Source organism: Gordonibacter sp. RACS_AR49, from assembly GCF_030418435.1.
Taxonomy (GTDB): domain Bacteria; phylum Actinomycetota; class Coriobacteriia; order Coriobacteriales; family Eggerthellaceae; genus Gordonibacter; species Gordonibacter urolithinfaciens.
The window spans coordinates 114,408-136,912 of the sequence record NZ_JAIUDM010000008.1 but is presented as its reverse complement, the minus strand read 5'-3'; the positions used below and the strand labels follow the sequence as shown (position 1 = coordinate 136,912).

General features: G+C 69.3%; 20 protein-coding genes. 10 read left to right on the top strand and 10 right to left on the bottom strand.

Annotated elements, in window-relative coordinates:
* Positions 1-69: 69 nt before the first annotated feature.
* Together LB310_RS12630 and LB310_RS12625 are read right to left on the bottom strand one after the other, a co-directional pair.
* Positions 70-2,694 carry a molybdopterin-dependent oxidoreductase gene (locus LB310_RS12630; protein ID WP_301155129.1) on the bottom strand — a complete coding sequence of 875 codons (2,625 nt, stop codon included), beginning with the start codon at positions 2,692-2,694 and terminating at the stop codon, positions 70-72.
* A gap of 67 nt (positions 2,695-2,761) precedes the next feature.
* The gene (locus tag LB310_RS12625) at positions 2,762-2,986 is read right to left on the bottom strand and encodes a zinc-ribbon domain-containing protein (protein ID WP_087189784.1); all 225 of its coding nucleotides are present in this window, start codon (positions 2,984-2,986) and stop codon (positions 2,762-2,764) included.
* A gap of 325 nt (positions 2,987-3,311) precedes the next feature.
* On the opposite strand from LB310_RS12625, the gene LB310_RS12620 reads away from it, so the two are divergent.
* From LB310_RS12620 to wecB, 4 genes are all read left to right on the top strand, one after another.
* On the top strand, positions 3,312-5,624 hold the full coding sequence (locus tag LB310_RS12620; RefSeq protein ID WP_157005982.1) for a molybdopterin-dependent oxidoreductase: 2,313 nt from the start codon (positions 3,312-3,314) through the stop codon (positions 5,622-5,624).
* 5 nt (positions 5,625-5,629) lie between these two features.
* The gene (locus tag LB310_RS12615) at positions 5,630-5,953 is read left to right on the top strand and encodes an oxidoreductase (RefSeq protein ID WP_096228530.1); all 324 of its coding nucleotides are present in this window, start codon (positions 5,630-5,632) and stop codon (positions 5,951-5,953) included.
* 130 nt (positions 5,954-6,083) lie between these two features.
* Positions 6,084-7,079 carry a LysR family transcriptional regulator gene (locus LB310_RS12610; protein ID WP_278806802.1) on the top strand — a complete coding sequence of 332 codons (996 nt, stop codon included), beginning with the start codon at positions 6,084-6,086 and terminating at the stop codon, positions 7,077-7,079.
* A 306-nt stretch (positions 7,080-7,385) separates the two neighbouring features.
* Positions 7,386-8,513 (top strand): non-hydrolyzing UDP-N-acetylglucosamine 2-epimerase, encoded by a 1,128-nt coding sequence (wecB, locus tag LB310_RS12605; RefSeq protein ID WP_301155128.1) that lies wholly within the window; start codon positions 7,386-7,388, stop codon positions 8,511-8,513.
* Positions 8,514-8,532: 19 nt separating this feature from the next.
* Here the strand turns inward: wecB and LB310_RS12600 are convergent, their stop codons facing one another.
* Together LB310_RS12600 and LB310_RS12595 are read right to left on the bottom strand one after the other, a co-directional pair.
* Positions 8,533-10,122 carry a sensor domain-containing diguanylate cyclase gene (locus LB310_RS12600; protein ID WP_278806799.1) on the bottom strand — a complete coding sequence of 530 codons (1,590 nt, stop codon included), beginning with the start codon at positions 10,120-10,122 and terminating at the stop codon, positions 8,533-8,535.
* A 104-nt stretch (positions 10,123-10,226) separates the two neighbouring features.
* Complete coding sequence (locus LB310_RS12595; protein ID WP_301155127.1) at positions 10,227-12,563, bottom strand: glycosyltransferase; 2,337 nt, start codon at positions 12,561-12,563, stop codon at positions 10,227-10,229.
* A 228-nt stretch (positions 12,564-12,791) separates the two neighbouring features.
* On the opposite strand from LB310_RS12595, the gene LB310_RS12590 reads away from it, so the two are divergent.
* Positions 12,792-13,643 (top strand): Ku protein, encoded by an 852-nt coding sequence (locus LB310_RS12590; RefSeq protein ID WP_278806794.1) that lies wholly within the window; start codon positions 12,792-12,794, stop codon positions 13,641-13,643.
* 142 nt (positions 13,644-13,785) lie between these two features.
* Here the strand turns inward: LB310_RS12590 and LB310_RS12585 are convergent, their stop codons facing one another.
* The 4 genes from LB310_RS12585 to LB310_RS12570 form a co-directional block, all read right to left on the bottom strand.
* On the bottom strand, positions 13,786-15,051 hold the full coding sequence (locus LB310_RS12585; RefSeq protein ID WP_301155126.1) for a RidA family protein: 1,266 nt from the start codon (positions 15,049-15,051) through the stop codon (positions 13,786-13,788).
* Between the two features lie 331 nt (positions 15,052-15,382).
* Positions 15,383-15,925: a phosphatase PAP2 family protein gene (locus LB310_RS12580; RefSeq protein ID WP_278806790.1), complete on the bottom strand. Its 543-nt coding sequence runs from the start codon at positions 15,923-15,925 to the stop codon at positions 15,383-15,385.
* Between the two features lie 8 nt (positions 15,926-15,933).
* Positions 15,934-16,437, bottom strand: coding sequence for a low molecular weight protein-tyrosine-phosphatase (locus LB310_RS12575; RefSeq protein ID WP_278806789.1), 504 nt, complete (start codon positions 16,435-16,437; stop codon positions 15,934-15,936).
* A complete protein-coding gene (locus LB310_RS12570; RefSeq protein ID WP_227154034.1) occupies positions 16,434-16,895 on the bottom strand; it encodes a thioesterase family protein in 462 nt (153 codons plus the stop codon). Before LB310_RS12570 ends, LB310_RS12575 begins: the two co-directional genes overlap by 4 nt.
* A 28-nt stretch (positions 16,896-16,923) precedes the next feature.
* Between LB310_RS12570 and LB310_RS12565 the strand changes: the two genes are divergently transcribed.
* The 4 genes from LB310_RS12565 (at position 16,924) to LB310_RS12550 (ending at position 20,267) form a co-directional block, all read left to right on the top strand.
* Positions 16,924-18,153, top strand: coding sequence for an Mbeg1-like protein (locus LB310_RS12565; protein ID WP_087189794.1), 1,230 nt, complete (start codon positions 16,924-16,926; stop codon positions 18,151-18,153).
* On the top strand, positions 18,150-19,121 hold the full coding sequence (locus LB310_RS12560) for a UbiA family prenyltransferase (RefSeq protein WP_301155125.1): 972 nt from the start codon (positions 18,150-18,152) through the stop codon (positions 19,119-19,121). Before LB310_RS12565 ends, LB310_RS12560 begins: the two co-directional genes overlap by 4 nt.
* Before the next feature lie 62 nt (positions 19,122-19,183).
* The gene (locus LB310_RS12555) at positions 19,184-19,618 is read left to right on the top strand and encodes a lipocalin (protein WP_278806783.1); all 435 of its coding nucleotides are present in this window, start codon (positions 19,184-19,186) and stop codon (positions 19,616-19,618) included.
* Between the two features lie 142 nt (positions 19,619-19,760).
* Positions 19,761-20,267 (top strand): DUF3784 domain-containing protein, encoded by a 507-nt coding sequence (locus LB310_RS12550; protein ID WP_301155124.1) that lies wholly within the window; start codon positions 19,761-19,763, stop codon positions 20,265-20,267.
* 115 nt (positions 20,268-20,382) lie between these two features.
* On the opposite strand, the gene LB310_RS12545 is transcribed toward LB310_RS12550, so the two are convergent.
* Positions 20,383-20,811, bottom strand: a complete 429-nt coding sequence (locus tag LB310_RS12545) for a universal stress protein (RefSeq protein ID WP_161959471.1) — start codon at positions 20,809-20,811, stop codon at positions 20,383-20,385.
* Positions 20,812-21,022: 211 nt separating this feature from the next.
* Here LB310_RS12545 and LB310_RS12540 point away from each other — a divergent pair, with 211 nt between their 5' ends.
* Positions 21,023-21,505, top strand: coding sequence for a hypothetical protein (locus tag LB310_RS12540; RefSeq protein WP_301155123.1), 483 nt, complete (start codon positions 21,023-21,025; stop codon positions 21,503-21,505).
* 50 nt (positions 21,506-21,555) lie between these two features.
* Here LB310_RS12540 and gluQRS read toward each other — a convergent pair whose 3' ends face one another.
* On the bottom strand, positions 21,556-22,497 hold the full coding sequence (gene gluQRS, locus LB310_RS12535) for a tRNA glutamyl-Q(34) synthetase GluQRS (RefSeq protein ID WP_157005998.1): 942 nt from the start codon (positions 22,495-22,497) through the stop codon (positions 21,556-21,558).
* Positions 22,498-22,505: the final 8 nt, after the last annotated feature.

The following is a 22,505-nucleotide window of genomic DNA, read 5'->3' as shown; positions in this document are numbered from 1 at the left end:
TGCAGGCTATCTGGCAGTTGCGGCACCCGTTGCACTTGGCGACGTCGAACACGAACACCTTGCCCATGGCTACTCCCCTTCCCCTTCGTCGACGACGCGCGCCGTGGCCACCAGCCCGCAGTCGGGATCGTAGTCGCGCCCGAACGCCTCCGGGTACTGCGCGGCCAGCGCGAGCACGTCCACCTTCTCGATGTTCACCAGGAAACCGCTCGTCACCTCGCCGAACGCGTGCGTCGAGGTGGTGGCGCAGGGCGCGATGAGGTTGTTCGCGCCACCGCGGTCCAGGCCGCCGCGGCCGAGCACCACCGAGTCCACGCGGCTGCCGTGGTCCTGGTACACCACGCTCGGCATGATGCGCTCGGTCACGCGCACGCCGCCCAGCACCGCGCCGCGCTCGTTGTACAGCTTCACGATGTCGCCCGTCTCCAGGCCCAGCAGGCCCGCGTCGCTCGGATGTACCCACACCGGCTCGTACTTGTAGCCGTCGGGGCCCGTCACCTTGCACGTCTCCTCCATCTCGCGGAACCAGGTGACGTCGTCGAGGTTCGCGTGCACGCGCCACCGCGGGTGGTTCGACACCAGCAGGAAGGGGTACTTCCGCCCGCGCTCCAGGTACTGGCGCTCCTGGTGCCCGGCGCCCTCGTCGACCCAGTGCGGGATGGGCCCGCGCTCCTTGTCGTCGGGGAACTGGCTGGCGAGCGTCGTGGAGTAGTATTCCAGCTTGCCGGACGGCGTCTGGAGCGGGTGCCCCTCCGGGTCCTCGTAGAACTGGATGAGGCCGGCGGGCAGCTCCTCCCAACCCTCCTTCGTGGGGAACGGGTAGTACTGCTTCTCCTTGAACTCCTCGAAGTCCATCTTCTTGGCTGCGCCCGTGTTCTCGAAGCCGGCCTGGATGTACTCCTCGCAGGTCTTGCCGCCCATGTAGCGTTCGTAGAGGTTCTCGTAGATGCCGCCGAACTTCTCCAGCGCGCGGGCCACTTCCCCCACGGCCTCCATGTCGGACTTGGATTCCAGGCGCGGCTTGATGGCCTGGCGCTCGTAGTACACGAGGTTCCACTGGCCGTTGTCGGAGTCCGTGCCGATGTCCTCCGTCTCGAACTTCGTGTTCGTGGGCAGGATGACGTCGGCGAAGAAGCAGTCGTTCTCCATCCAGGGGTGCTGCACGACGATGAACTCGATTGAGGGGTGGCGCAGGGCCTCCTGCATCTCGTTGCCGCCGTTCCAGCACGTCTCCCAGCACGGGGTGTCCGACCAGATCATGTGCAGGCGCTCGTTGCCCTCGAGGGGGAACGTGTAGGGGCCGTCGAACTGGTCCTCGCGCGGGAACCCGGCGCCGATGTGGCCGTACCAGGAGACGGGCGGGTTCATGATGGCCTCGGGGATCATGGTCTTGGGGATGAAGCTCTTGGGGAAGCTGCGGTACCAGCCGCGGTAGGCCGGGCTGCAGTCGGGGATCTCGACCGATGGCGGCAAGGGCGTCACGGTGTCCATGCCGTAGAGCGTCCACTCGATGAACTTGAACTGGTTGGCGCCCGGCTTGCCCAGGCCCTGCATGCCCAAGAGCGCCACCTCGAGGCGCGCCGGCTCGTGCGCGTAGCAGGAGCGGATGTAGGAGCCGCCGTTGCAGTGCGCGATGGAAACCGCGTGCTTGGCCCAATAGCGCGCGAACGCCTTGATGGTATAGCTGGGCACGCCGCAAATGGCCTCGGCCCACTTCGGCGTCTTCGGCACGCCGTCCTCGCCGCCCATGACGTAGTACTTGAAGTTCTCGAAGCCCACGGCGTGCGTGTCGAGGTAGGCCTGGTCGTAGGTGCCCTCCTTGATCCACGTGTAGGCGATGGCCAGCTGCAGGGCCGCGTCGGTGTTGGGCTTGACCGGTATCCACTTGTCGGCGTGCACGGCGTTGGTGTAGTTCACGTCAGGCGAGATGTGGATCTGCTTGATGCCGAGCTCGGTGAACCAGTAGCACAGGCGGCTGGCCAGGTAGCCGCCCCAGCCGAGCGGCGTGGTCTCCACGTCGCAGCCCCAGAAGAGCACCGCGTCGCCGTTTTGCGCCACGTCGCGGATAACGTTGTTCATCTGCGAGTTCTGCCCCAAGGGGTCCATGCCCCACATGTGCTTCGCACCCCAGTACCAGCCCTCCCAGCTGTCAGGCTGGCGGGTTTGCAGCGTGTAGGAGCCTATGAGGTCGAACATGCGGCTCTGGCAGCCGTGCGGCGCGTGGACGAACTTCGTCTCGCCGTGGCCGTCGAGCTCGCAGAGGATCGACGCGGGCCCGTAGGCCTCGTGCACGCGCTTGATCTCGCTGGCGATGAGCGCGCACGCCTCGTCCCAGCTGATGCGCACGTAGCCGCTCGTGCCGCGGTTCTGCGGGTTGCGCTCGCCCTCCGGGTCCCAGTCCACGCGCTTCATCGGGTAGGGGATGCGGTTCTTCGAGTACACGCGCTTCTTGTAGCACAGCGACAGCGGCGAGATGAGCGTCTTGAAGCCCGGCTCGAAGGTCTTTCCGCGGGCCTCGAGCTTCCAGGCGTTCAGGTCCTCGGGCGTGTAGTGCTCGTCGAAGCGCAGCGGCCGGATGCGCAGTATCTTGTCGTTCTCCTCGTCGATGTCGACCGAGCACGCGTTCGTGCCGATGCCGAAGCTGTTGAAGCCCAGGCCCTTCACGATGGGCGTGCCCAACACGTTGTTCCCCATGCTCTCTCCTCTCCTGGTCTGGATGTCCGGCGCCGGTGCTTCCTCCTCGGGGCAGGCGCCGGCGGTTCTACGCGGTCGGTGCGGGCGGCTTGGGCACGCTCGGCACCTTCGGCGCGCCGGGCACGCCGGGGACCGGCGGCGGGGTGGGCGCGCCCGGAGGCGTGGGGATCCCGGGCATCGGCGCCGCCTTGGCGCCGCAGCTCGGGCAGGCGTCGGCCTTCGGGTCGACCTCGGCGCCGCACTTGGGGCACTTCACGGGTCCGTTGTCGACGGTGGGTGGTCTGAAGCACATGACGGAACTCCTCTCTCAACTTCCATGGTCACGCGGCCTTCGGGGGCCGAAGCCGCGGTAGTGCACGCGGGGAATGCCTGCGGAAAATCGTTATGGGAGCAGCACCTGTCCGGTGCGGTTCGTCTTCGATGCCCCGATTATAGGAGCGCCCCTGCGGGGCCCTTGTGCGGTTTTCCCGATGACCCATCGGGAAAACCGATCACGCGGCCTGCCATCAGGGTGATCGGATTTCCCGATAGGCTATCGGGAAAACGCGGCTCCCGCATGCGCCTTCCCGCTCCTATAATCGGGGCATCGGCGAACATCCGCATGACGAGGAGGAGCCATGTCCGAGAAGCTTGAGAAGCAGGGTCCGCAAGGCGCCGCGGCACCCGAGGGGGACGTGCCGGTGGCACGAACGCAGGACGATCCGACCGGCCGCGTCTGCCAATGGGAGGAGGACGGCTGCACGGTGCTGCGCACGAACGCGCGCACGGGGCCGGGCTGCCACGACAACTGCGGCGTGCTCATGTACGTGAGGGACGGCGTGCTGGAGAAGATAGAGGGCGACCCCGAGAACCCCTACAACCAGGGGCGCCTGTGCCCGAGGTGCCTGGCGTTCAAGGAGATGCTCTACCATGAGGACCGCCTGAAGTACCCCCTGAAGCGCGCGAAGGAGGACCGCGGCAAGAACGCGTTTACGCGCATCAGCTGGGACGAGGCCTACGATATCATCGAGCGCGAGATGAAGGCCGTCATCGACGAGTACGGCAACGAGGCCATCTGGGTCACGCAGGGCACGGGCCGCGACATCAACGGCTACGGCCCGCTCATGGCCCAGTACCTGGGCACGCCCAACTACGGCACCGGCTTCCTTTCGGGCATCGCCTGCTACGGCCCGCGCATCTTCTCCACCGCGCTCAAGAGCGGCGGGCTGTTCGTGTGCGACTACTCGCAGTTCTTCCCCGACCGCTACGACGACCCGCGCTGGGAGGCGCCGGAGTACATCCTCGTATGGGGCAACAACCCGGTGGTGGCCAACTCCGACGGCACGCTGGGGCACTGGGTGGTGGAGAGCATGAAGCGCGGCAGCAAGCTCATCGTCATGGATCCCACGCTCACCTGGCTCGCGGGCAAGGCCGACGTGTGGTTCCAGCTGCGCCCCGGCACCGACGCGGCGCTGGCGCTCGCGCTCTGCGATCAGATAATCAAGGACGATCTCTACGACCATGAGTTCGTGTCCTGTTGGTGCTACGGCTTCGACGAGTTCGCCGAGCACGTGAGCCAGTATCCCGTGAGCTTCGCCGCCGAGACCTGCGGCGTGCCCGAGGACCTCATCGTGGAGGCGGCCCGCAAGATCGGCCGCGCGAAGTCGTGCTGTTTGCAGTGGGGCGTGGCCATGGACCACACCTCCGAGGGCTTCATCACCGGCATGGCGTGCTTCGACCTCATGGCGCTCACCGGCAACTTCGAGAACCCGGGCGGCATGCTCGCGGCCGACCCCGCCTTCGGCATGTCGGTCACCTGGTCGCCGCGCGGCTCGGTGTGGGACGAGTGCTCGGAGCCCATCCCGCACCCCGAGCGCAAGAACCACGGCGGCTACAAGGCCCTCGAGGCCATGAACGGCATCAGCCCCGACGCCCTGCTCGAGGCCATGGAGACGGGCGAGCCCTACCCCATCAAGGCGATGTTCATGATGCAGAACAACGCCATCGCCTGCATGGGCGCCCAGCCCCAGCGCATCCTGCCCGCGCTGCAGAAGATGGAGTTCAACGTGGTGGTGGACCTGTTCCTCACGCCCACGGCGCTCGCCTGCGCCGACGTGCTGCTGCCCGCCGCGTGCTTCGCGGAGCGCATCGGCATCACCGGGCACCAGCCCTACGCGCTCGGCGCCATCGCGCAGGCGGTGGAGCCCCTGGGCGAGTGCAAGTCCGACCAGCGCATCATCTACGAGCTGGGCGACCGCTTCGCCGGGCGCGACCATCGGCCGTGGGATTCCGAGCAGGACTTCTACGACTACCTGCTGCGCAGCACCGGGTTCACCTACGACTCGCTCAAGGAGCGTGCGTGGGCCTACCCCGAGTTCGAGTACAAGAAGTACGAGAAGGGGCTGCTGCGCCCCGACGGGACGCCCGGCTTCGCCACGTCCACCGGGCGCTACAACTTCTACTGCGCCGAGATGGCCTACTTCGGCTTCTCGCCGTTCGCCACGTACGAGGAGCCGCCCGAGAGCCCGGTGTCGGCGCCCGAGCTGGCCGAGAAGTACCCGCTCGTGCTCACCACCGGCGCGCGCAAGTGGGGCTTCTTCCACTCGGAGCACCGCCAGAGCCCGTCCATGCGGCGCCTGCACCCCGAGCCCGAGTTCCTCGTGCACCCCGAGACGGCGGCCGCCTACGGCATCGCCGACGGCGACTGGTGCACCATCTCGAACAACCTGGGCTCCGCCCGCCTGCGCGCCCATACCACCGTGCGCATCCGCAAGGACACGGTATCGGCCGACCACGGCTGGTGGTTCCCCGAGCGCGGGCCTGAGGACGGCACGCTGTTCGGCACGCTCGAGAGCAACATCAACCAGCTCGTGCCCATGCGGCCGGGCAAGTCGGGGCTCGGCGCGTCGTACAAGTCGCAGCTGTGCCGCATCGATAAGATCGAGGAGTGATGACCATGCGCAAGTACCTGGCCGTCGATTACGAGTTCTGCACGGGATGCCACACCTGCGAGATAGCCTGCCAGCAGGAGCACGGGCTGGCGCCCGACCGGTTCGGCATCAGGCTGACCCAGATCGGCCCCGACCAGCTGGACGAGCGCCGCTGGCAGTACGAGTTCGTGCCCGTGCCCACCGACCGCTGCGACCGCTGCGCGCGTCGCCAGGCGGCCGGCAAGGCGCCGAGCTGCGTGCAGCACTGCCAGGCGGGCTGCCTGCACTACGGCACGCTCGAGGAGCTGGGCGCAAAGGTGGACAAGCGCAAGGTGGCGCTGTTCACCTAGGAGGCGTCCCGCGAGGGCGGCGCGGTTGGCGCAGCGCGCCTTGCGCGCCGCCCTCGCGCCGCCGCAGGCGCGTGTCGCCCGCCATCGTCCGATACGCTACAATGACGGGGTAGACAAAGGGGGGTTTGCCTTGCGCATCGAGACGCTCTACGAGTTCCTGCTGCTCACATCCAACCTGAACTTCACCGAGACGGCGAAGAGCTTCTTCATCTCGCAGTCGGTGCTTTCCGGGCACATATCGAGCCTTGAGAAGGAGCTGGGCGCGCTCCTGTTCGTGCGCGACCGCCACTCGGTGCGCCTCACCGAGGCGGGCCGGCTGTTCCAGAAGGACGCCCAGCGCATCGTCGAGGACTACGAGCGCGCGCTCGAGCACCTTTCGCAGTACGCCGACGGCGTGTCGTCGGTCATTCGCATCGGCTTCCTGGAAGGCTCGTTCGGCTCGTTCCTGCCGCTCGTGTGCCGCGGCTACCGCAAAGAGCACCCCGACGTCGACTTCCATTTCCGCACTATGGAGCTGGCCAACATACAGAAGGCGCTCAACGAGAACGAGATCGACGTGGGGCTCGCCATCTACCAGGACGGCATACAGGGCGCGAAGTTCTGCTATCGGCGCCTGTACGAGGACCGCTACATGCTGGCGGTGCCCGTGGGGCACCGCCTTGCCAAGCGCTCGTCGGTATGCATCGCCGACCTGCGCGGCGAGCGGGTGGTCGTGCCGCACTTCAACCGCTCCAAGAGCATGCTCGAGCAGATGCACGTGAAGCTGCGCAACGCCGGCGCCGAGGTGCGCCCGGCCGGGTTCGAGGACGTGGGCGCCATGATGGCCACGCTCGTGACGGCCGGCGTCGTGGCCATAGCCCTCGACCACCTGCGCGTGTTCGGAAACGGCAACGTGGAGTTCGTGCCGCTTGCGGACGAGAACATGGAGATCTGCGCGGGGGCCGTGTGGAAGAGGTCGAAGGAAACCGGCGCCATCACGTCGTTCATCGACTTCCTGGAAGAGGCGTGCGAGGGTTTCGGCAAGGAGGAATTCCTTGCGCGCAGCGGTCCCGACGTGCTTCCTTCGCTGCAGTTCCCGTCCTCTCCTTCCCGGGCTCAGCCTCCCGGCGGGCACGCCCGTCCGTAACGGAATGAAAACCGGACGGTTACGGCGGGCATCGCAGGCTTAACGGGACTCCCGCGTGCGTGCTATAGTTCGGCTAGCAGAACCTGACAAGGAGGGTTCTGGATGCAAGGAGGAACCAATGGGATACTCGATCTCCTTGCTGTGCTTCGCAGGCGCCGCGTTCTGCATCTCGTTCATACGGCGCCTTGCATAACGCACAGCGCACGAACGGGGCCGGTCCGCAAGGGCCGGCCCCTTCTTTTTCCCGACGGCCTCCGGGCGGCGCGGGGAGTTCGGGCGATCCCCCGGAACGGAAGGACGGCAGGCATGGAGGAGCCCGTTCGGGCCCTGGTCGCGTTCGGCACGCGGCCCGAGGCCGTGAAGATGGCACCGGTCGTGCGCGCCCTCGGCGCCGACCCCGCGTTCGACGTCCGCGTGCTGTCGACCGCGCAGCACCGCGAGATGCTCGACCAGGTGACGCGCCTGTTCGGCCAGCGCGTGGACTACGACCTGGACGCCATGCGCGAGCGCCAGGCGCTGCCGGGGCTCACGGCCCGCATACTGGAGGGCGCCGCGGACGTGCTGGGCGGCGCGCCGCCCGACGTCGTGCTCGTGCACGGCGACACCACCACGACATTCGCCGTGGCGCTGGCCGCCTTCTACGCCCAGGTTCCCGTCGGCCACGTGGAGGCAGGGCTGCGCTCGCACCGCCGCTGGGAGCCCTTCCCCGAGGAGATGAACCGGCGCCTCGTCTCGACGATCGCCACCTGGCACTACGCCCCCACCGAGCGCAACCGCGCCAACCTCGGCGCCGAGGGCGCCGAGGCGCGCGACGTATGGGTCACGGGGAACACGGTCATCGACGCGCTGCTGTCCGTGGTGGGCCCAGCCTACCGCTTCCACGCGCCGGAGCTGGGGCGGGTCGACTTCGCGGGCAGGCGCGTCATCGGGCTCACCTGCCATCGGCGCGAGAACCTGGGGGCGCCCCTCGCGCGCATGCTCGCGGCCGTGCGCGACGAGGCGGCCGCGCGCGACGACGTGGAGGTGGTGTTCCCGGTGCACCGCAACCCGGCCGTGCGCGAGGTCGCAGAGCGCGAGCTGGGCGGGGCGCCCCGCGTTCATCTGGTGGAACCGCTCGACTACGGCGACTTCTCGAACCTCATGGCGCGGTGCAGCCTCATGCTCACGGACTCGGGCGGCGTGCAGGAGGAGGCGCCGGCCCTGGACGTGCCGGTGATCGTGCTGCGCGACGTGACCGAGCGCCCCGAGGCCGTGGAGGCCGGCTGCGCCCTGCTCGCGGGCACGACCTACGAGGGTGTGCGCCGCTCGCTGGGCGCGCTGCTGGACGACGCCGCGCTCTACGCGCGCATGGCGGCCGCACCCGACCCTTACGGCGACGGGCATGCCGCCGAGCGCATACGCGCAGCCCTGCGCGAAACGTTCGGCCGGGCCTGACGCCCCGTCCCGCCCGCGCCTACGCGTTGGCGCGGGCAAAGCCTCCGGAGTGCCCCTCCTTGGCGCGGTAGAGGGCGGCGTCCGCCTTCTTCGACAGGTCGAGGTAGCCGTCGCCGCGCGCGGCGGCCACGGCGCCGGCAGACAGGCTGATGGACGGCACGCCGCGCCGCTCGGCCTCTCGGGCGATGGTGTCGTTGATGTCCCTCACCAGGCGCTGCGCTACCTCGTAGTCGTCGGTGCCCGACAGGAAGATGGCGAACTCGTCGCCGTGGAGCCGCGACGCGAGGTCGACGGTCCTGATGCGGCCCACGATCATCTGCGCCGACAGCTTGATGGCCTCGTCGCCCGCGTCGTGGCCGTACGTGTCGTTCACGGCCTTGAAGCGGTCGCCGTCCAGCATGATGAAGATGCCGCGGTCGCCCTCCCCCATCTCGCCGAGCAGCGACGTGACGGCCTTCCGGAACGAGCGCACGTTCATCATGCCGGTGAGGTCGTCGATCGCGGCGTCCTTCTGCGCCGCGGCAAGCGCTATCTCCAGGCGGCGCTGCATCTGGCCGAGCTCCACGTAGGCGGCCTTGAGCTCGCGGTTCTTCATCCAGCGGGACGCCTGCATGAGCACGTACACCAGCAGCAGCTCCACCAGCAGCAGCGGCACGAGCCACGTGGTGGCCGTGGCGGCCCAGGCCGAGAGCGCCGGCGCCATGACGAGGAAGCCGTAGCCCCCCTCCTGCCGCAGGGACACGTACCAGCTTCCTCCGTCCAGCTCCACCGCCTGCGCCGATCCGGGCTGGTCCCGGAGTGCGGCGAGGCCGCCCTCGAAACCGCGCCGGAACGCCGCGAACGCCTCGGCAGCGTCGGCCTTGCCCGCGGCCTTGGCGCGCTCCTCGTCTGACGCGAACGCGCCCTGCGCCGCCTCGCGGGCCTCGCGGGCCGCCGCCTCGGCCTCGTCGGCGGAGGCGGCCAGGTTGCCGCCCAGGTAGGAGGAGTCGGTGCTGCCTATGACGGTGCCCCCCTCGTCGAAGATCACGACCTGCCCGCCTTCGAAGCGCTCGGGGGCGGCGGCCGCTTTCTGGATGTCGCCCATCTTCAGGTCGTTCGCCACGACCGTCTCGCCGTCGGGCTGCAGCTGCGCGATGGTCGAGAGCACGTAGTCGTTCGCGTAGCTCAGGTAAGGCGGCGTGAAGGCCGGCTCGCCCTGCGCCGCCACGGCCGCCTGGTACCAGGGCCGCTCGGTGGCCACGTAGCCCGACTCCTCGTACACGGAGTACGGCGTGTCCCAGCTGTAGAGGTAGCGTCCCTGGTAGTACAGGTACAGCCCGTCGAACGCCTCGCCCTCGATGGCGAGCAGCGGGGCGTCCATGCGCTTGAGGAAGGCCTCCATGCCGTCTGCGCCGGGGTCGGCCGCCATCTGGTTCTCCACCATCTGCACCAGCAGCGAGAACGAGTGTCCGTATCCGTCCATGACGTCGTCGAAGCGCTGCTCCACGCGGTCGGTCTCGGCATCCAGCTGGGCGTGGATCATCTCCCGCTCCCCGGCGCCTATGATGACGAGCGCCGCCACGTTCACCGCGACGGCAATGGCGGCGAAGGCCGCCGTCTGCTTGCGCATGTTCCCCTCGATCCCCTTCGACGAGCCTCGACCTGAAGTTGCGCCCATTATAGGACAAGGGGAGGGGGAAAGCGCCGGGAGGTCGCGCGGACCCGATCCGCGCGTCAGGACGGGGCGCCGGCGGAGGCGGCAGGGGCGTCCGCCTGCTCCTCCTCCGGCGCGCGGCCGCGCGACACGGCGATGCCCATGCCGCGCACCACCGCTTCCAGCGGCTGGCCGAGGTGCAGCGCGTAGCCCAGGGCGATGCCCGCCTGGCCGAGCGCGACGTGCGGGGAGCCGAGCAGCGCCTCGGCCGCCGCCAGCTGCGGCGCGGTCTCGAGGGAACCGCGCGCGAGGGCGGCGGAGGCAGAGGAAAGCGCCTCGCCCAGGTCGGTCGCGCTCCCGTACAGAAGGAACGCCGGCGCGCCCAGCAGAGCGGGCAGCTCGGCCCGGGCCGCCGCGGCCGCGTCATCGTCCACGAGGACGATCCAGCCCTTCGGCGACGCGGCGAGGGGCAGGAGCCCGAAGCGCGCCGCCGTTCCGGGCGGGAGTCGCCGCAGCAGGTCGGGGCGCACGAGGTTCCCGCGCGCCTCCACGAATAGGGTCTGCTGCTGCAGCGCGAGCGCCTGCGCCAGGCTGCGCCGCTCCACGCTGCCCTCCGCCAGCAGCGCCCGGCCGAGCGGCACGCCGTCGCGGCGCGCGCGGGCGAGGGCGCGCTCCAGCTCGGCGGGGGTGACGGCGTCGCGCTCGAGCAGCGTGTCGCCCAGCAGGCGCCGGTAGCGTGCGAGCACGGGCTCCGGCAGGAACTCGTGGTCGGTCTTGCTCCAGGCGGGCCGGGACGCGGCAGGCGCGGCCGTGCCGCCATCTGCCGCGCCCTCGGCCGCCCCCGCCGGGGCGGCGCCCCCGTCCTCGGCCGCGATGCGCATGCCGGCCTCCTGGGCGGCCCTGTCCGCCGTGCCGGCGGAACCCGGCGCGCCTGCTCCCTCCTGCGGCACGCCTGCGGCGCGGCCCCCCTTCCCGCCTCCCGCCCGCCCGCGCGCGCCGCCGTTCCGGTCGGCCGACGCGGACGAGCCCTGCGCCCCCGCTGCCGCGCGCCGCTCGCGGTTGCGGGCCAGCGTGAACGCGGCCTTCTGCCGCCAGGCCCGGAACGTCACGCACAGGTTGATGAGGTTCCCCCACAGAAGCCGCAAAGGGAACAGCGGCGGCAGCAGCACGGAGAACGCCATCGACCGCCATCCGTATACGCTCACGAGCGCACGGGCCCGCAGAACCTGGCGCTCCACCATCATGAACAGCAACAGCACGCACATCCACCACGAGGGGCTGAACAGCGGGAACATGACGGGCAAGCCCAGCTGGGGCGCGAGCGTCTGCACGAGGAAGTACGCGAACACGGCATAGCCGGGAAGCAGCACGAAGTTCGCGAACTTCGCCTTGAGGTCCTTGTACAGGAACGTGCGCTCGGCGAACGTGAGCGCGCTTTTGCCGAACACGTCGCCCAGGCTCGCGCTCTGCATGGTGATGCCGTACACCCAGCGCGCCTTCTGGCGCACGGCCGCCCGGAACGCGGAGGGGAACAGCGAGCGCGTGGCGATGTAGTCCCATACCGCCCTTCCCTGCGCGTCGACGCGCGGCACCCGCTCCAGCACGTAGTGCACGCGGAAGCCCCGCATGCGCAGCGTGAGCGACAGCCGGTAGTCCTCGGTCAGGCTGTCCTCGGGCAGCAGCTCCCCCTCGCCGAACGCGTCCAGCACGCGCCGCCCCACGGCGAAGCCGGTGCCGGCCGACGGCACGAAGCCCAGCTCGTCGCGCATGACCATGGTGCGGAAGTGGTGCTCGGCGAACTCGTCGGCGTAGGTGGACGTCGTGAGCGTCTTGAGGAACAGGCGCAGCCGGGGCATGCGGATGAGCGGGAACACGGGGAACTGCAGCGCGTCGTAGTCGTCGATGAGGTAGCTGGTCATCTTGAACTCGTTGGGATGCACCACGTCCTCGGCGTCGTGGATGGTCACGCTGGCGAAGCGCACGTCGTGGTCGCGCTCGTACCCCCGAATGAGGCTTAACGTGTGGTTGATGTTGTCAGCCTTCGACGTGGGGCCGGGCCGGCTGTTCACCGCCACCGCGACGGTGCCCCCATGGCGCGCCTCCAGCGCGCGGGCCACGGCCAGGGTGGCACCGTCGTTGGGGTACACGCCCAGGAACACGCGGTAGAGCTCGCGCGGGTACTGTGCCGAGGCCACCAGGTTGTCTATCACCTCGCCGATCACGGCGTCCTCGTGCCAGGCGGCAATGACCACGGCCAGCATCTTGGGCGGCTTCTCGTTGATGCGCGCAAGCGGAACCTTCTTGCGGCCCACGCGGCGGAACAGGGCGAACACGTCCCATAGCAGGTCGTCGGCGCCGAACACGATGAACGCGAGCGCCACGGCAAAGCCTATCCAATAGACGACGTCTGCGGGCATTGCCCGGCTCCTTCCTCGTGTTCCGGCGCGTCCGCGTCGGTGCGGAGCCTCCAGCATAACGCAGCCCGCGCGGCCGTCGGCAACCGCAACCGATCCGTCAACGCGCCATCACCGCTTCAGCAGCAGGTCGCCCTCGGCAAGGCCGGCTAAGGCCGCGAGCCGGGCCGCGCTGCGCTACGATGCAGGCCCGGCCGCGATCCGGCCGGTTCCCGACCGACAGGAGGCTCCATGGCAGGAAGAAAAGGCGCGATCGCCTTCGGCCTCGTCTACATACCGGTGGAGCTCTACCCCGCCACCCAGGACGACGCCGTGCGCTTCAACCAGCTGGCGAAGGAGAGCATGCAGCGCGTGCGCTACGTGAAGACATGCCCCGACTGCAACCGGGAGCTGGGCCCGGAGGACATCGTGCGCGGCTACCAGTACGAGAAGGGCAAGTACGTGGTGGTGAGCGACGAGGAGCTGGACGCCATCAAGACCGACGCCGACCGCGCCATGAAGATCGTGCAGTTCGTGGACCTGCAGGAGGTGCCGCCCGTCTACTTCGAGAAGCCCTACCAGGTGATGGCCCAGCCCGGCGGCGAGAAGCCGCTCGAGCTCCTGCGCCTGGCCATGGTCGAGGAGGGCAAGGCTGCCATCGGCACCACGGTGCTGGGCAACTCCGAGACGCCGCTGGCGCTCATCCCCTACGGCGACGACCTGGTCATGATGACGCTGCACTACCAGAGCGAGGTGCGCGACCTCCCGAAGCCGGCCGAGCGCCCCGCCGTGGGCGAGGCGGAGCTGGACATGGCGAAGCGCCTGGTGGAGAGCATGGCCGAGCCCTTCGACCCCGCCCGCTTCAAGAACGCCTACCAAGAGAAGCTCATGGGCCTCATCCAGGACAAGATAGCCGGCAAGCAGGTGACCCCCGAGAAGCCCGCCTCCCAGCCCGCGAACGTCATCAACCTCATGGACGCCCTCGCTGCCAGCCTGAAGGCCCGCACCGGCGAGGATGCCGGAGGAGCGGAGGCGAGCAGCAGCACCGAAGGCGGGAAGGCTCCCAAGCCGAAGCGCAAGCCCCCCGCGAAGCGCGCCGGCTGACCGCCGTCTGCCGCACGGCCGGGGAAGCGCGGGCAAGGTCGCCCGATGCATCCGGCCCCCAGCGGAAGAGAAGCCCCCGGCTGCTGCTGCATCCGGGGGCTTTCCGAGGAGAGAGAGGGGGGGGGCGAAAGGGGGTTCGCGCTTACGCCACGGGCGGGGTGCCCTCGGCGTTGCCGAAGATGGCGTCGATCATGACGAGCGCGTCCATCGGAAGGGCGGAGGTGCCCACGGCGCGGAACGCGGGGGTGCCGGGGAAGCAGCGGGCGCACACGTCCTCGACCGCGGCGAGGTCCGCGAGGTCGCGCAGGTACACGTTCACCTTCACGGCGTCGGCCATCGTGTGCTCGACGTTCTCGATGATGGCCTGGATGTTCTTGCACGCCTGCTCGGCCTGCTCGGCCACGCCGCCGGCGACGAGCTCGCCCGTCGCGGCGTCGACGCCCAGCTGGGCGGAAATGTTGTTGTAGTGCGAGAAGGCCACGGACTGCGTGGAGAGCGCGCTCACAGGGGCGGCGTCGGTGTTGTTCGCCTCGATGATCAGGCCGTGACGGGCCTCGACCTCCTGCGGGGGCGTGCCGTCGCCGTGCGACACGACGGCCTCGATCTGCACGAGCGCGTGCAGCGGCAGGTCGGCGACCTCGACGACCGTGCGGGCGGGCAGGTAGCCCACGGCGCGCGCGATGCCCGAATCCGGGAAGAAGCGCGTGTACACCTCGTCGACGGCGTCGATGTCGGCCAGGTCCTTCAGGAAGACGGTGATCTTGACGATGTCGTCGAAGGGCACGTCGACGCTCGTGAGGACGGCCTTGATGTTCTTGAGGCACTGAGCGGCCTGCTCCGCGACGCCGCCGACCACGATCTGGTTCGACGCGGGGTCGAGGGGCAGCTGGGCGGAGATGTTGTTGTAGTGCGAGAAGGCCACGGTCTGCGAGGACAGGGCATCGTAGGGCGCGTTGTGCGTGTTGCTCACGTACTTCACGAGGTCGCCGGCCTGGGGCGCGTCGGGGATGGTGCCCTCGCCGTTGGTGAGGAGCGCCTCCACCTGCACGAGCGCATCCAGGGGCAGCGCCGCCACGGCAAGGTTCGTGCGGGCGGGCACGTAGGTCGGGAAGTAGGCCCGGAACGCCTCGTCCACGGCGTCCAGGTCGCGGATGTCGCGCACGAACACGGTGAGGCGCGCCACGTCGCCCAGCGTGTGGCCGATGCCCTCCGCCACGGCTTCGAGGTTCTCGAAGCACTGGGCGGCCTGCTCCAGGGCGCCGCCTTCGACCAGCTCGCCGGTCTCCGGGTCGAGGGGCAGCTGGGCCGACAGGTTGTTGTAATGGGAGAATGCCGCGGCTTGCGCGTGCAGGGGGCTTACGGGCGCGCCCTCCACGTTCCGTGCCAGGACTACGTTGTCACCGCTCATTGGGGTACCTGCTTTCTCGAGTGCTCGCTTGACGATTGCGTTCGTTCGGCCCGTGCGGCTCCGCGCTTCCCTTGGGGATGCGGCCCTGCAAGGCCCCCCGCTTTGCGGGAGGGCTGCATTATATCGTTTTGTGCATCTGCACAAAATACTTTTCAGGCGATTTACTGACCAGCGGAAAAGGTGTTGACCGACCGTTTACCGCAAATTCTGGAAGGCCTTGCAGAGCCTATGCGGAAATCCGGGGGCGCGGTCCCCGTTTCATGCAGGATTACGGTATCTACCGCTCACCGATTGGCCTTGCGCACGGTGGCGGCGCGGGGTCCGAACGAGATCAGGACGGCGTCTTCTCGGGCCAGAGCCGCAGCACGAGCCTGACTGACAGCACGCCCACGGCCACGCCGACCACGGCGCCCACGAGGATGTCGCTCGGGTAGTGCACGTACAGGTACAGGCGCGAGAAGGCGATGAGGCACGCCAGCGCCACGCCGGCCACCTTGAGCGCCACGGACAGGCGCCCCCTGCCGGGCACGCAGCAGAGCGCGGCGGCCGCCGCGAACGACACCATCGAGTGGTTCGAGGGGAACGAGTCGCCGGCAGGCGGCGGGACGAGCAGGCCCATGAAGCCGTAGGCCTCGAACGGCCTCACCCGCCCGAACAGCGGCTTCAGCACCAGCATGCCGAGCGCCGCCGTGGCCGCCACGGCAAGCACCACGGCTGCCCCGTAGCGGCGGTGCCGCGGCTGGGCCGCCAGCACGGCGCCCGCGACAAGCCACACGAGCGCAAGGTCGCCCAGGTGCGTGGCCGCGAGCATGAGCGCGTCCATGAGCGGCGAGCGCAGGTGCGCCTGGATGAAGTCGAGGACGGCGATGTCCATGCGCTGCGCTACCCTAACCGCGCACCGCCGGGGCACCGGCCCTCGGCGTCATCGCCGACGAGGAGGGACAGGAGCCCGGTGCAACCGGCGAGCACGTCGTCGTAGGTGACGTCGAAATCGCCCGTGTACCACGGGTCCGCCACGTCGCGGTCGGAGCCGGCGAACTCCAACAGCTTGCGGCAGCGTCCCTCGGCCCCCCGCCCCAGCTGGAGGCGCAGGTCGCGCATGTTCGCCTCGTCCATGCCCACGAACAGGTCCCACTTGCCGGCATCGGCGCGGCCCAATCGGCGGGCGGTCTTGCCCGAGCAGTCGATGCCCTGCGCCTCCAGCACGCCGCGCGTGCCGGGATGCACGGGGCTGCCGATCTCGTCGTCGTGCGTGGCGGCCGAGGCGATGGAGAAGCACCCATCCAGGCCGCGCCGCTCAACGAGGTCCTTCATGACGAACTCGGCCATCGGGGAGCGGCAGATGTTGCCATGGCAGACGAACAGGATGCGGAAAGGCGCGGTCATCGGCCCTCCTCCTCGTCCGGCTCGAGCGCCTCCGCGTAGCGCTCGTACAGCTCGGGCACGCGGCGCTTGAGGCTGACGGGCTTGAACGTGGCGGCATCGACCAGGCAGTGCGTGCTGCGGCCCGTGCAGCACGGCTTGTCGGCGTCCATGTCCTGCCCTTCCTTGAACACCTCGTAGGCGTACACGGTCTTCGTCGGGCGCGACAGCACGACGCGCGTGCGCACGACCGCCCCCTCCCCGTAGCGCAGCGGCTCGCGGTAGTCGCATTCCATGTGCGTCACCGGCGACATGAGCCCCGCCTCCTCGATGCGTGCGTAGGGGTAGCCCAGCGCCTCGAGGAACGCCGTGCGCGCGTCCTCGAAGTACAGCAGGTAGTTGGCGTGGTAGACGACGCCCATCATGTCCGTCTCGCCGTAGCGTATGGTTATTGGCGTGCAAACCCGCATGGCCGCTCTCACGTCCCTTCCGTTTTGATACCATGGTCCTATGGGCAATATCGTATCGTATATCCAGGAAAACCAGCGAACGTTCGCGGAATCACCGTTCAACCCCGTCGACAGTCTCGTGTTCTCCACGCTCTGCTACTTCAACTACGAGGCGTGCGGGCTCGTGGACCCCTCGTCGCCCGAGCGCGTGCTCCTGCACGACGTGGTGGCGCTCGCCGACTGGCGCGCCCTCACGTGCGCGAGCTGGCTGGAGGACGCGAAGGACGCGCGCGCGTTCCTGCGCGTCCTCATGGCCAGCCGGCGCTTCCGCGATGTGAAGCTGGCCTTCTACGCCAACGAGCGCTCGGATGCCGTGGAGAAGCAGTTCTCGGCAACGACGTTCGTCGTCCCCGGCCGCGTCGCCGCCGAGGCGGAGGGCGCGCTCTACGAGGGGCGAGCCTGCGGGGCGCGCGCCGGGCGAGGCGAGTTCGCCTGCCTGGCGTTCCGCGGGACCGACGGCAGCTTCGCGGGCTGGAAGGAGGACTTCAACCTCTGCTTCAAGGAGGTTATCCCCTCCCAGCGCGCGGCGGCCGCCTATCTCTCGGGCGTGGCGTCGGCCGTGGAAGGGCCGCTTGTGGCCTGCGGCCACTCCAAGGGCGGCAACCTTGCCGAGTTCGCGGCGCTCGTGGTCGACGGGGGCGCCTACGCGCGGCTCGCGGGCGTCTACAACCACGACGGGCCCTCGTTCCTGGACGATCCGTCGCCCCGCATCCACGACGGGCGCTTCGCGGCGCTGCTGCACAAGACGGTGCCCGAGTCCTCCGCGTTCGGCATGATCTTGGAGCGGCGGCCCGACTACCGCGTGGTGCAGTCCTCTGCGCTGTCGGTGTTCCAGCACGAGCCGTTCTCCTGGCAGGTGGACGGCGACGACTTCGTGTACCAGGATGCGCTCAACCGCGCGGCCGTGTTCTTCGACGAGGCGCTGGACGCGTGGCTGCGCGGCAAGACGCCGGCCGAGCGCGAGCGCTTCATCGACACCATCTACGAGCTGTTCGCCTCCACGGAGGCCAGCACGTGGGCCGAGTTCCAGGAGGGCCTTTTCGCGAACACGAGGCGGCTGCTGGGCTCGGGCACGAAGCTGGACGCCGAGACGAAGAGCTTCATCTGGAAGACGCTCGGCAGCTTGGGCGGCATCCTGAAAGACGAGACCGTCAGGCGCTTCAAGCCCTCCCCGTCCACCTGGCTGGCACGGCGGCGCGAGGCGTACGACCGGAAAGGACGAAGGCAATGAGCGAGGTATCGGCAGCAGGCGGCATCGAGGAAGGCGCGGGGCGGCGGGCGCCCTACGGCCGGCTTTCCGCTCGCATGGCGTTGCAGCTGGCCGCGCCTCACACGTGGCCGGCGGCCATCCTGCCGGCGCTCGTCGCCGTCGCCGCCGCTGCTGCGACGACGGGGGGCGTGTCGGTGACGATGGCGTTCACGCTGCTGGCCATCTGCGTGCTCATGCAGTCCGCCGTGAACACGTTCAACGACTACTACGATTACGTGAAGGGCGCGGACTCCGCGGACGACAACGTGGACCCGACCGATGCCGTGCTGGTGTACAACAACGTGGACCCGCGCGCGGCGCTCGCGCTGGCCGTGGGCTTCCTCGCGGCGGCGTTCCTGCTCGGCGCCTACGTCATCTGGGCTGCGGGGTGGATACCCCTCGCCATCGGCGCCGTGGGCGCCGTGGTCGTCGTGCTGTACTCGGCGGGCAGGACGCCCATCTCCTACCTGCCCATCGGCGAGCTGGTGAGCGGACTCGTCATGGGAGGCCTCATCCCGCTCGCCTGCTACCAGGCGCTCACGGGCTCGTTCGACCTGCGGGCGCTTCTGTGGGCCGTGCCCACCGTGCTGGGCGTGGGCCTCATCATGTTCACGAACAACACCTGCGACGTGGAGAAGGACGTCCAAGCCGGGCGCCGCACGCTTTCCGTGCTGCTCGGCCGCGAGCGGGCGCGGCGGCTCTACCATGCCGTGCTCCTCGCGTGGATCGCCGCCATCGTGGCGCTCGTGGCCGTGTTCTTCACGGGCGGGCTCGTGGTGGTGCCGTTCATGCTGCTGGCCGCCTGCCCGCTCGTGGGCGCGCTGCTGAAGAACCCCCTGGCGCCGCCCGCCCGCGTGGGGGCCATGGCGCAGGTGTGCAGCGTGAACGTGGCGCTCGGGGCGTTCTACGCCGCCGCCATCTTCGCGAGCGGCGTCGTTCTCGCCGTATAGGGATCGCAGCCGGCCCGGCGCTCGACCGTCGGGCCGGCGCGACAGAGCAAGGAGGATGCGCTATGGAGATCGTCCGTTTCGCGGTGGGGATCGCGCTGCTCGTCGCGTCGGCCCTGCTGGCCGTCCAGTTATGGAACGGTCGCTGGCAGTTCCTCGTGGCCCGGCCCGAGCACACGAGGAAGGGCACGTTCTTCCCCGCCGGCACCCGCGAGACGGGCCGGCGCCTCTCCTGGGTCATGGTCGCCTGCTTCGCGGTGGTCGCCACGCTCATGGCGTCCGAGATGGGGCGATTGGCAGGCAGCGCCCTGTTCGTGCAGGCCGGCTTCGTGGTGAGCGGCGTGGCGCTCCTGGCATACGGTGGCTGCGTCGTGTGGACCGTGGCCTGCCACTGCAAGGTGCACGGCCGCCCCTACTTCGCCGGCGGCTCTTCGCGCCTGGCCGTCACCCTCGCAGCCACCTGCATCGTGCTCACGGCCCTGTCGCTGCTGTTCGCCTGACGGCATGCCAGCTTTGCGGCTGGCCACAGCTGACCTGCAACGCGATTCATGCCGCCCTGCCTGCATGCACATTGTCCGGCGCGCCTCGCAACGGCGCTTTGCTATACTGGTGCGACCGGTTGGTCGTTGAGACGGGGGGCCGATGGAGGAGTTCGGAAAGCACCTGGCGGGGGCAGTGTTCTGCCTCGCGATGTTCGCCCTCTTCGGGGTATTGGGCTGGAAGTTCTGGCATGGGCAGTGGCTGCGGCTCATCGCCGGCAACAACCTCGTGTCCGACGAGGAGCAGAAGAGTCCCTTCCAGCGCGCTCTCGGGCGCCGCATGGGCGTGGTCATGCTCTGCTGTTGCGGTTCCCTGGCGACGCTCGCCGCCTCCTCGATCGTCGAGGCGGCGGGAGGGCCGTCGGCCGGGGCGGTGTCCGACGCCTTGGTCGCAGCGGGCATAGCCGGCATCGTCGTTCCCTGCATCTGGATCGTGGTATGGTCTAATGTCCAGGGCCGCAAGGCATGCTGCGGACGGGAGGGTGCGGGGCAGGATTCCCGGACGGCCGAGGATCGGAGGCTCGACCGCCTGTCCGGTCGCGTGCTCCTCGCCATTCTGGGAATCTACCTGATAGTCATGCTGGTCGTGATTCCCTTGGCGACCGGCTGAGCGTAGTCTTCCCAGTCGTTGCTCGCCTTCCGCCCCTTCCGCGGGCGACCGCGCGCTCCCGAGGCGAACGTGCTGGGCCGCGCCGGGGTCGTGTAGACGCCGGCTGCTTGCACGACTACTTCGTGATGAGCACCGGCACGGGCGAGGCGTGGAGCACGGCCGTGCTCACGCTGCCGAGCATGCCCTTGATGGCGCCCAGGCCGCGGCTGCCCATGACGATGAGGCCGCAGGGCTCCTGAGCCGCCTCGCGGACGATGGCCTCCTGGGGCTTCCCGAACGCCACGCGCAGGTCGACCGCGCCCTCGTGGTGCGCGATGCGGTCGGCAACCTGCTCCTCGAGGGCTTCGAGGCTCGCCTTCTCGTCGCCGCCGAGCGACAGCAGCACGCCTGCAGCGCGCGCCGCGGCTACGAATGCGGGATCCTCCATCTTCAGAGGATCGCTGACGCTCAGCACCACCACCCGCGTGCCCAGCCCGCATTCAACGAGCTCGAGGGCGTCCGCCAGTGCACGGTTCGAGGGTGCCGAACCATCGTATGCGACCAAGATCGCTCCGTAACCCATAGCAGACCCGCTTTCTCCCGTGTCCAAGGCTGCGCGAACCGGCAGCCCATCAGGCACCTTGCTCGTTTCCCTCATTCTACCATGCCCGCAATCTCCAGAGAACCCATCGGCAGCCCACCCCTCCCCTTCGGCAGGAGCGCTATAATCAAGCCGAAGGCAACCAAGGATACGATACAAGACTGCGAGGTTTCGGATGGATGGCACCACTATCGCCGCCTTTGCGGCGGCCACGGCGGCACTCGTCGCGTTCGCGCTGGCAGCGTTCATGTTCTGGAAGGGGAAGTGGCTGTTCCTCGTGGCGGGAGGCGCCGCAGCCGTCGAGGAGGCCGAGAGCGCCGTCGGGTCCGCGGCCGGGCTCTCCGGTGCGGGTGGCGTCCGCAAGATGGGGCGGCGCATGGCCGTGGTGCTGCTCGCAGCCTGCGTGCTCGTGGCCACGCTGCTCGCGTTCGAAGGGGCGAAGCTGGCCGGCAACGCCCTGCTCGCCTCCGCGGCCACTCTGGTCAACAACGTGGCGTTCGTGGCTTTGCTTGTCGCCATGGTGTGGTTCTTCGTCGTGCAGCGGCCCGACCGTCCCAAGGAGAGCGCCTCCTCGCAAGATCCCCGCATGGCCTCCCGTGCGCACGCCGCGCGCCTCGACCACCTGCCCCTCGCCACCATCTCACCCTGGCCATCATAGCCGTCGTCGCCCTCGTGGGCATCCTGTTCGCCGGGCTGTAGGTCGAGCATCTATTCCCAGCGCACCTGCACGAGGTCGGGGAAGGCTGTCGGCAGGGCGGCGAGGTCGAACGTCGCGAGCAGCTCCTCGGGGGTGGCGGGGTCGCAGGAGGGCGCGAGGCCGGTGAGGCCGGCGATGTGCCCGACGACGGCCTCAGGCGTCTTGAAGCGCGCGAGCAGCGCATCGAGGGCGGCGTCGCGGTCACGCTTCGAGAGGCGCCGGTCGCGCTCGGCGACGAGCAGCGGGACGTGCGCGTAGTCCGGGTGCGGCAGCCCCAGCAAGCTCTGCAGGTAGATCTGCTGCGGCGTCGAGCACAAGAGGTCCACGCCGCGCACCACCGAGCTCACGCCCTGCTCGGCATCGTCCACCACCACGGCCAGCTGGTAGGCGAACGCCCCGTCCGAGCGGCACACGAGGAAGTCGCCGCAGTCCTGCGCGAGGTTCTGCGCATAGGAGCCCTGCACCTGGTCGGTGAACGCCACCTCCTCATGGGGCACCCGCAGGCGCTGGGCGGGCGTGCGCTCCAGCGCACGTGAGGCGCGCTCTGCGGCGGAAAGCTCCCGGCACGTGCCCGGGTACACCGGCTTCTCGCCCCGATGCGGCGCGGAGGCGGCGTGCAGGTCGGCGCGCGTGCAGAAGCAGGGGTACACGAGTTCGCGTGCGGCCAGCCCGTCGAAGGCGGCGCGATAGGCCTCCGTGCGGTCGTGCTGGAAGTACGGCCCCTCGTCCCAGGTGAGGCCGAGCGCCTCGAGATCGCGCTGCACCGCGTCGATGTAGGCCGGCTTGGAGCGCTCGGCGTCGAGGTCCTCGATGCGCAGCACCATCCGCCCACCCTGCGACTTCGCCACGAGCCAGGCGGCGAGCGCCGCGAACACGTTGCCCGCATGCATCCTCCCGGTCGGGGACGGCGCAAAACGCCCGACGACGGGGACGGTTGGCGAGGGGGCGGCCATGCGGTGCC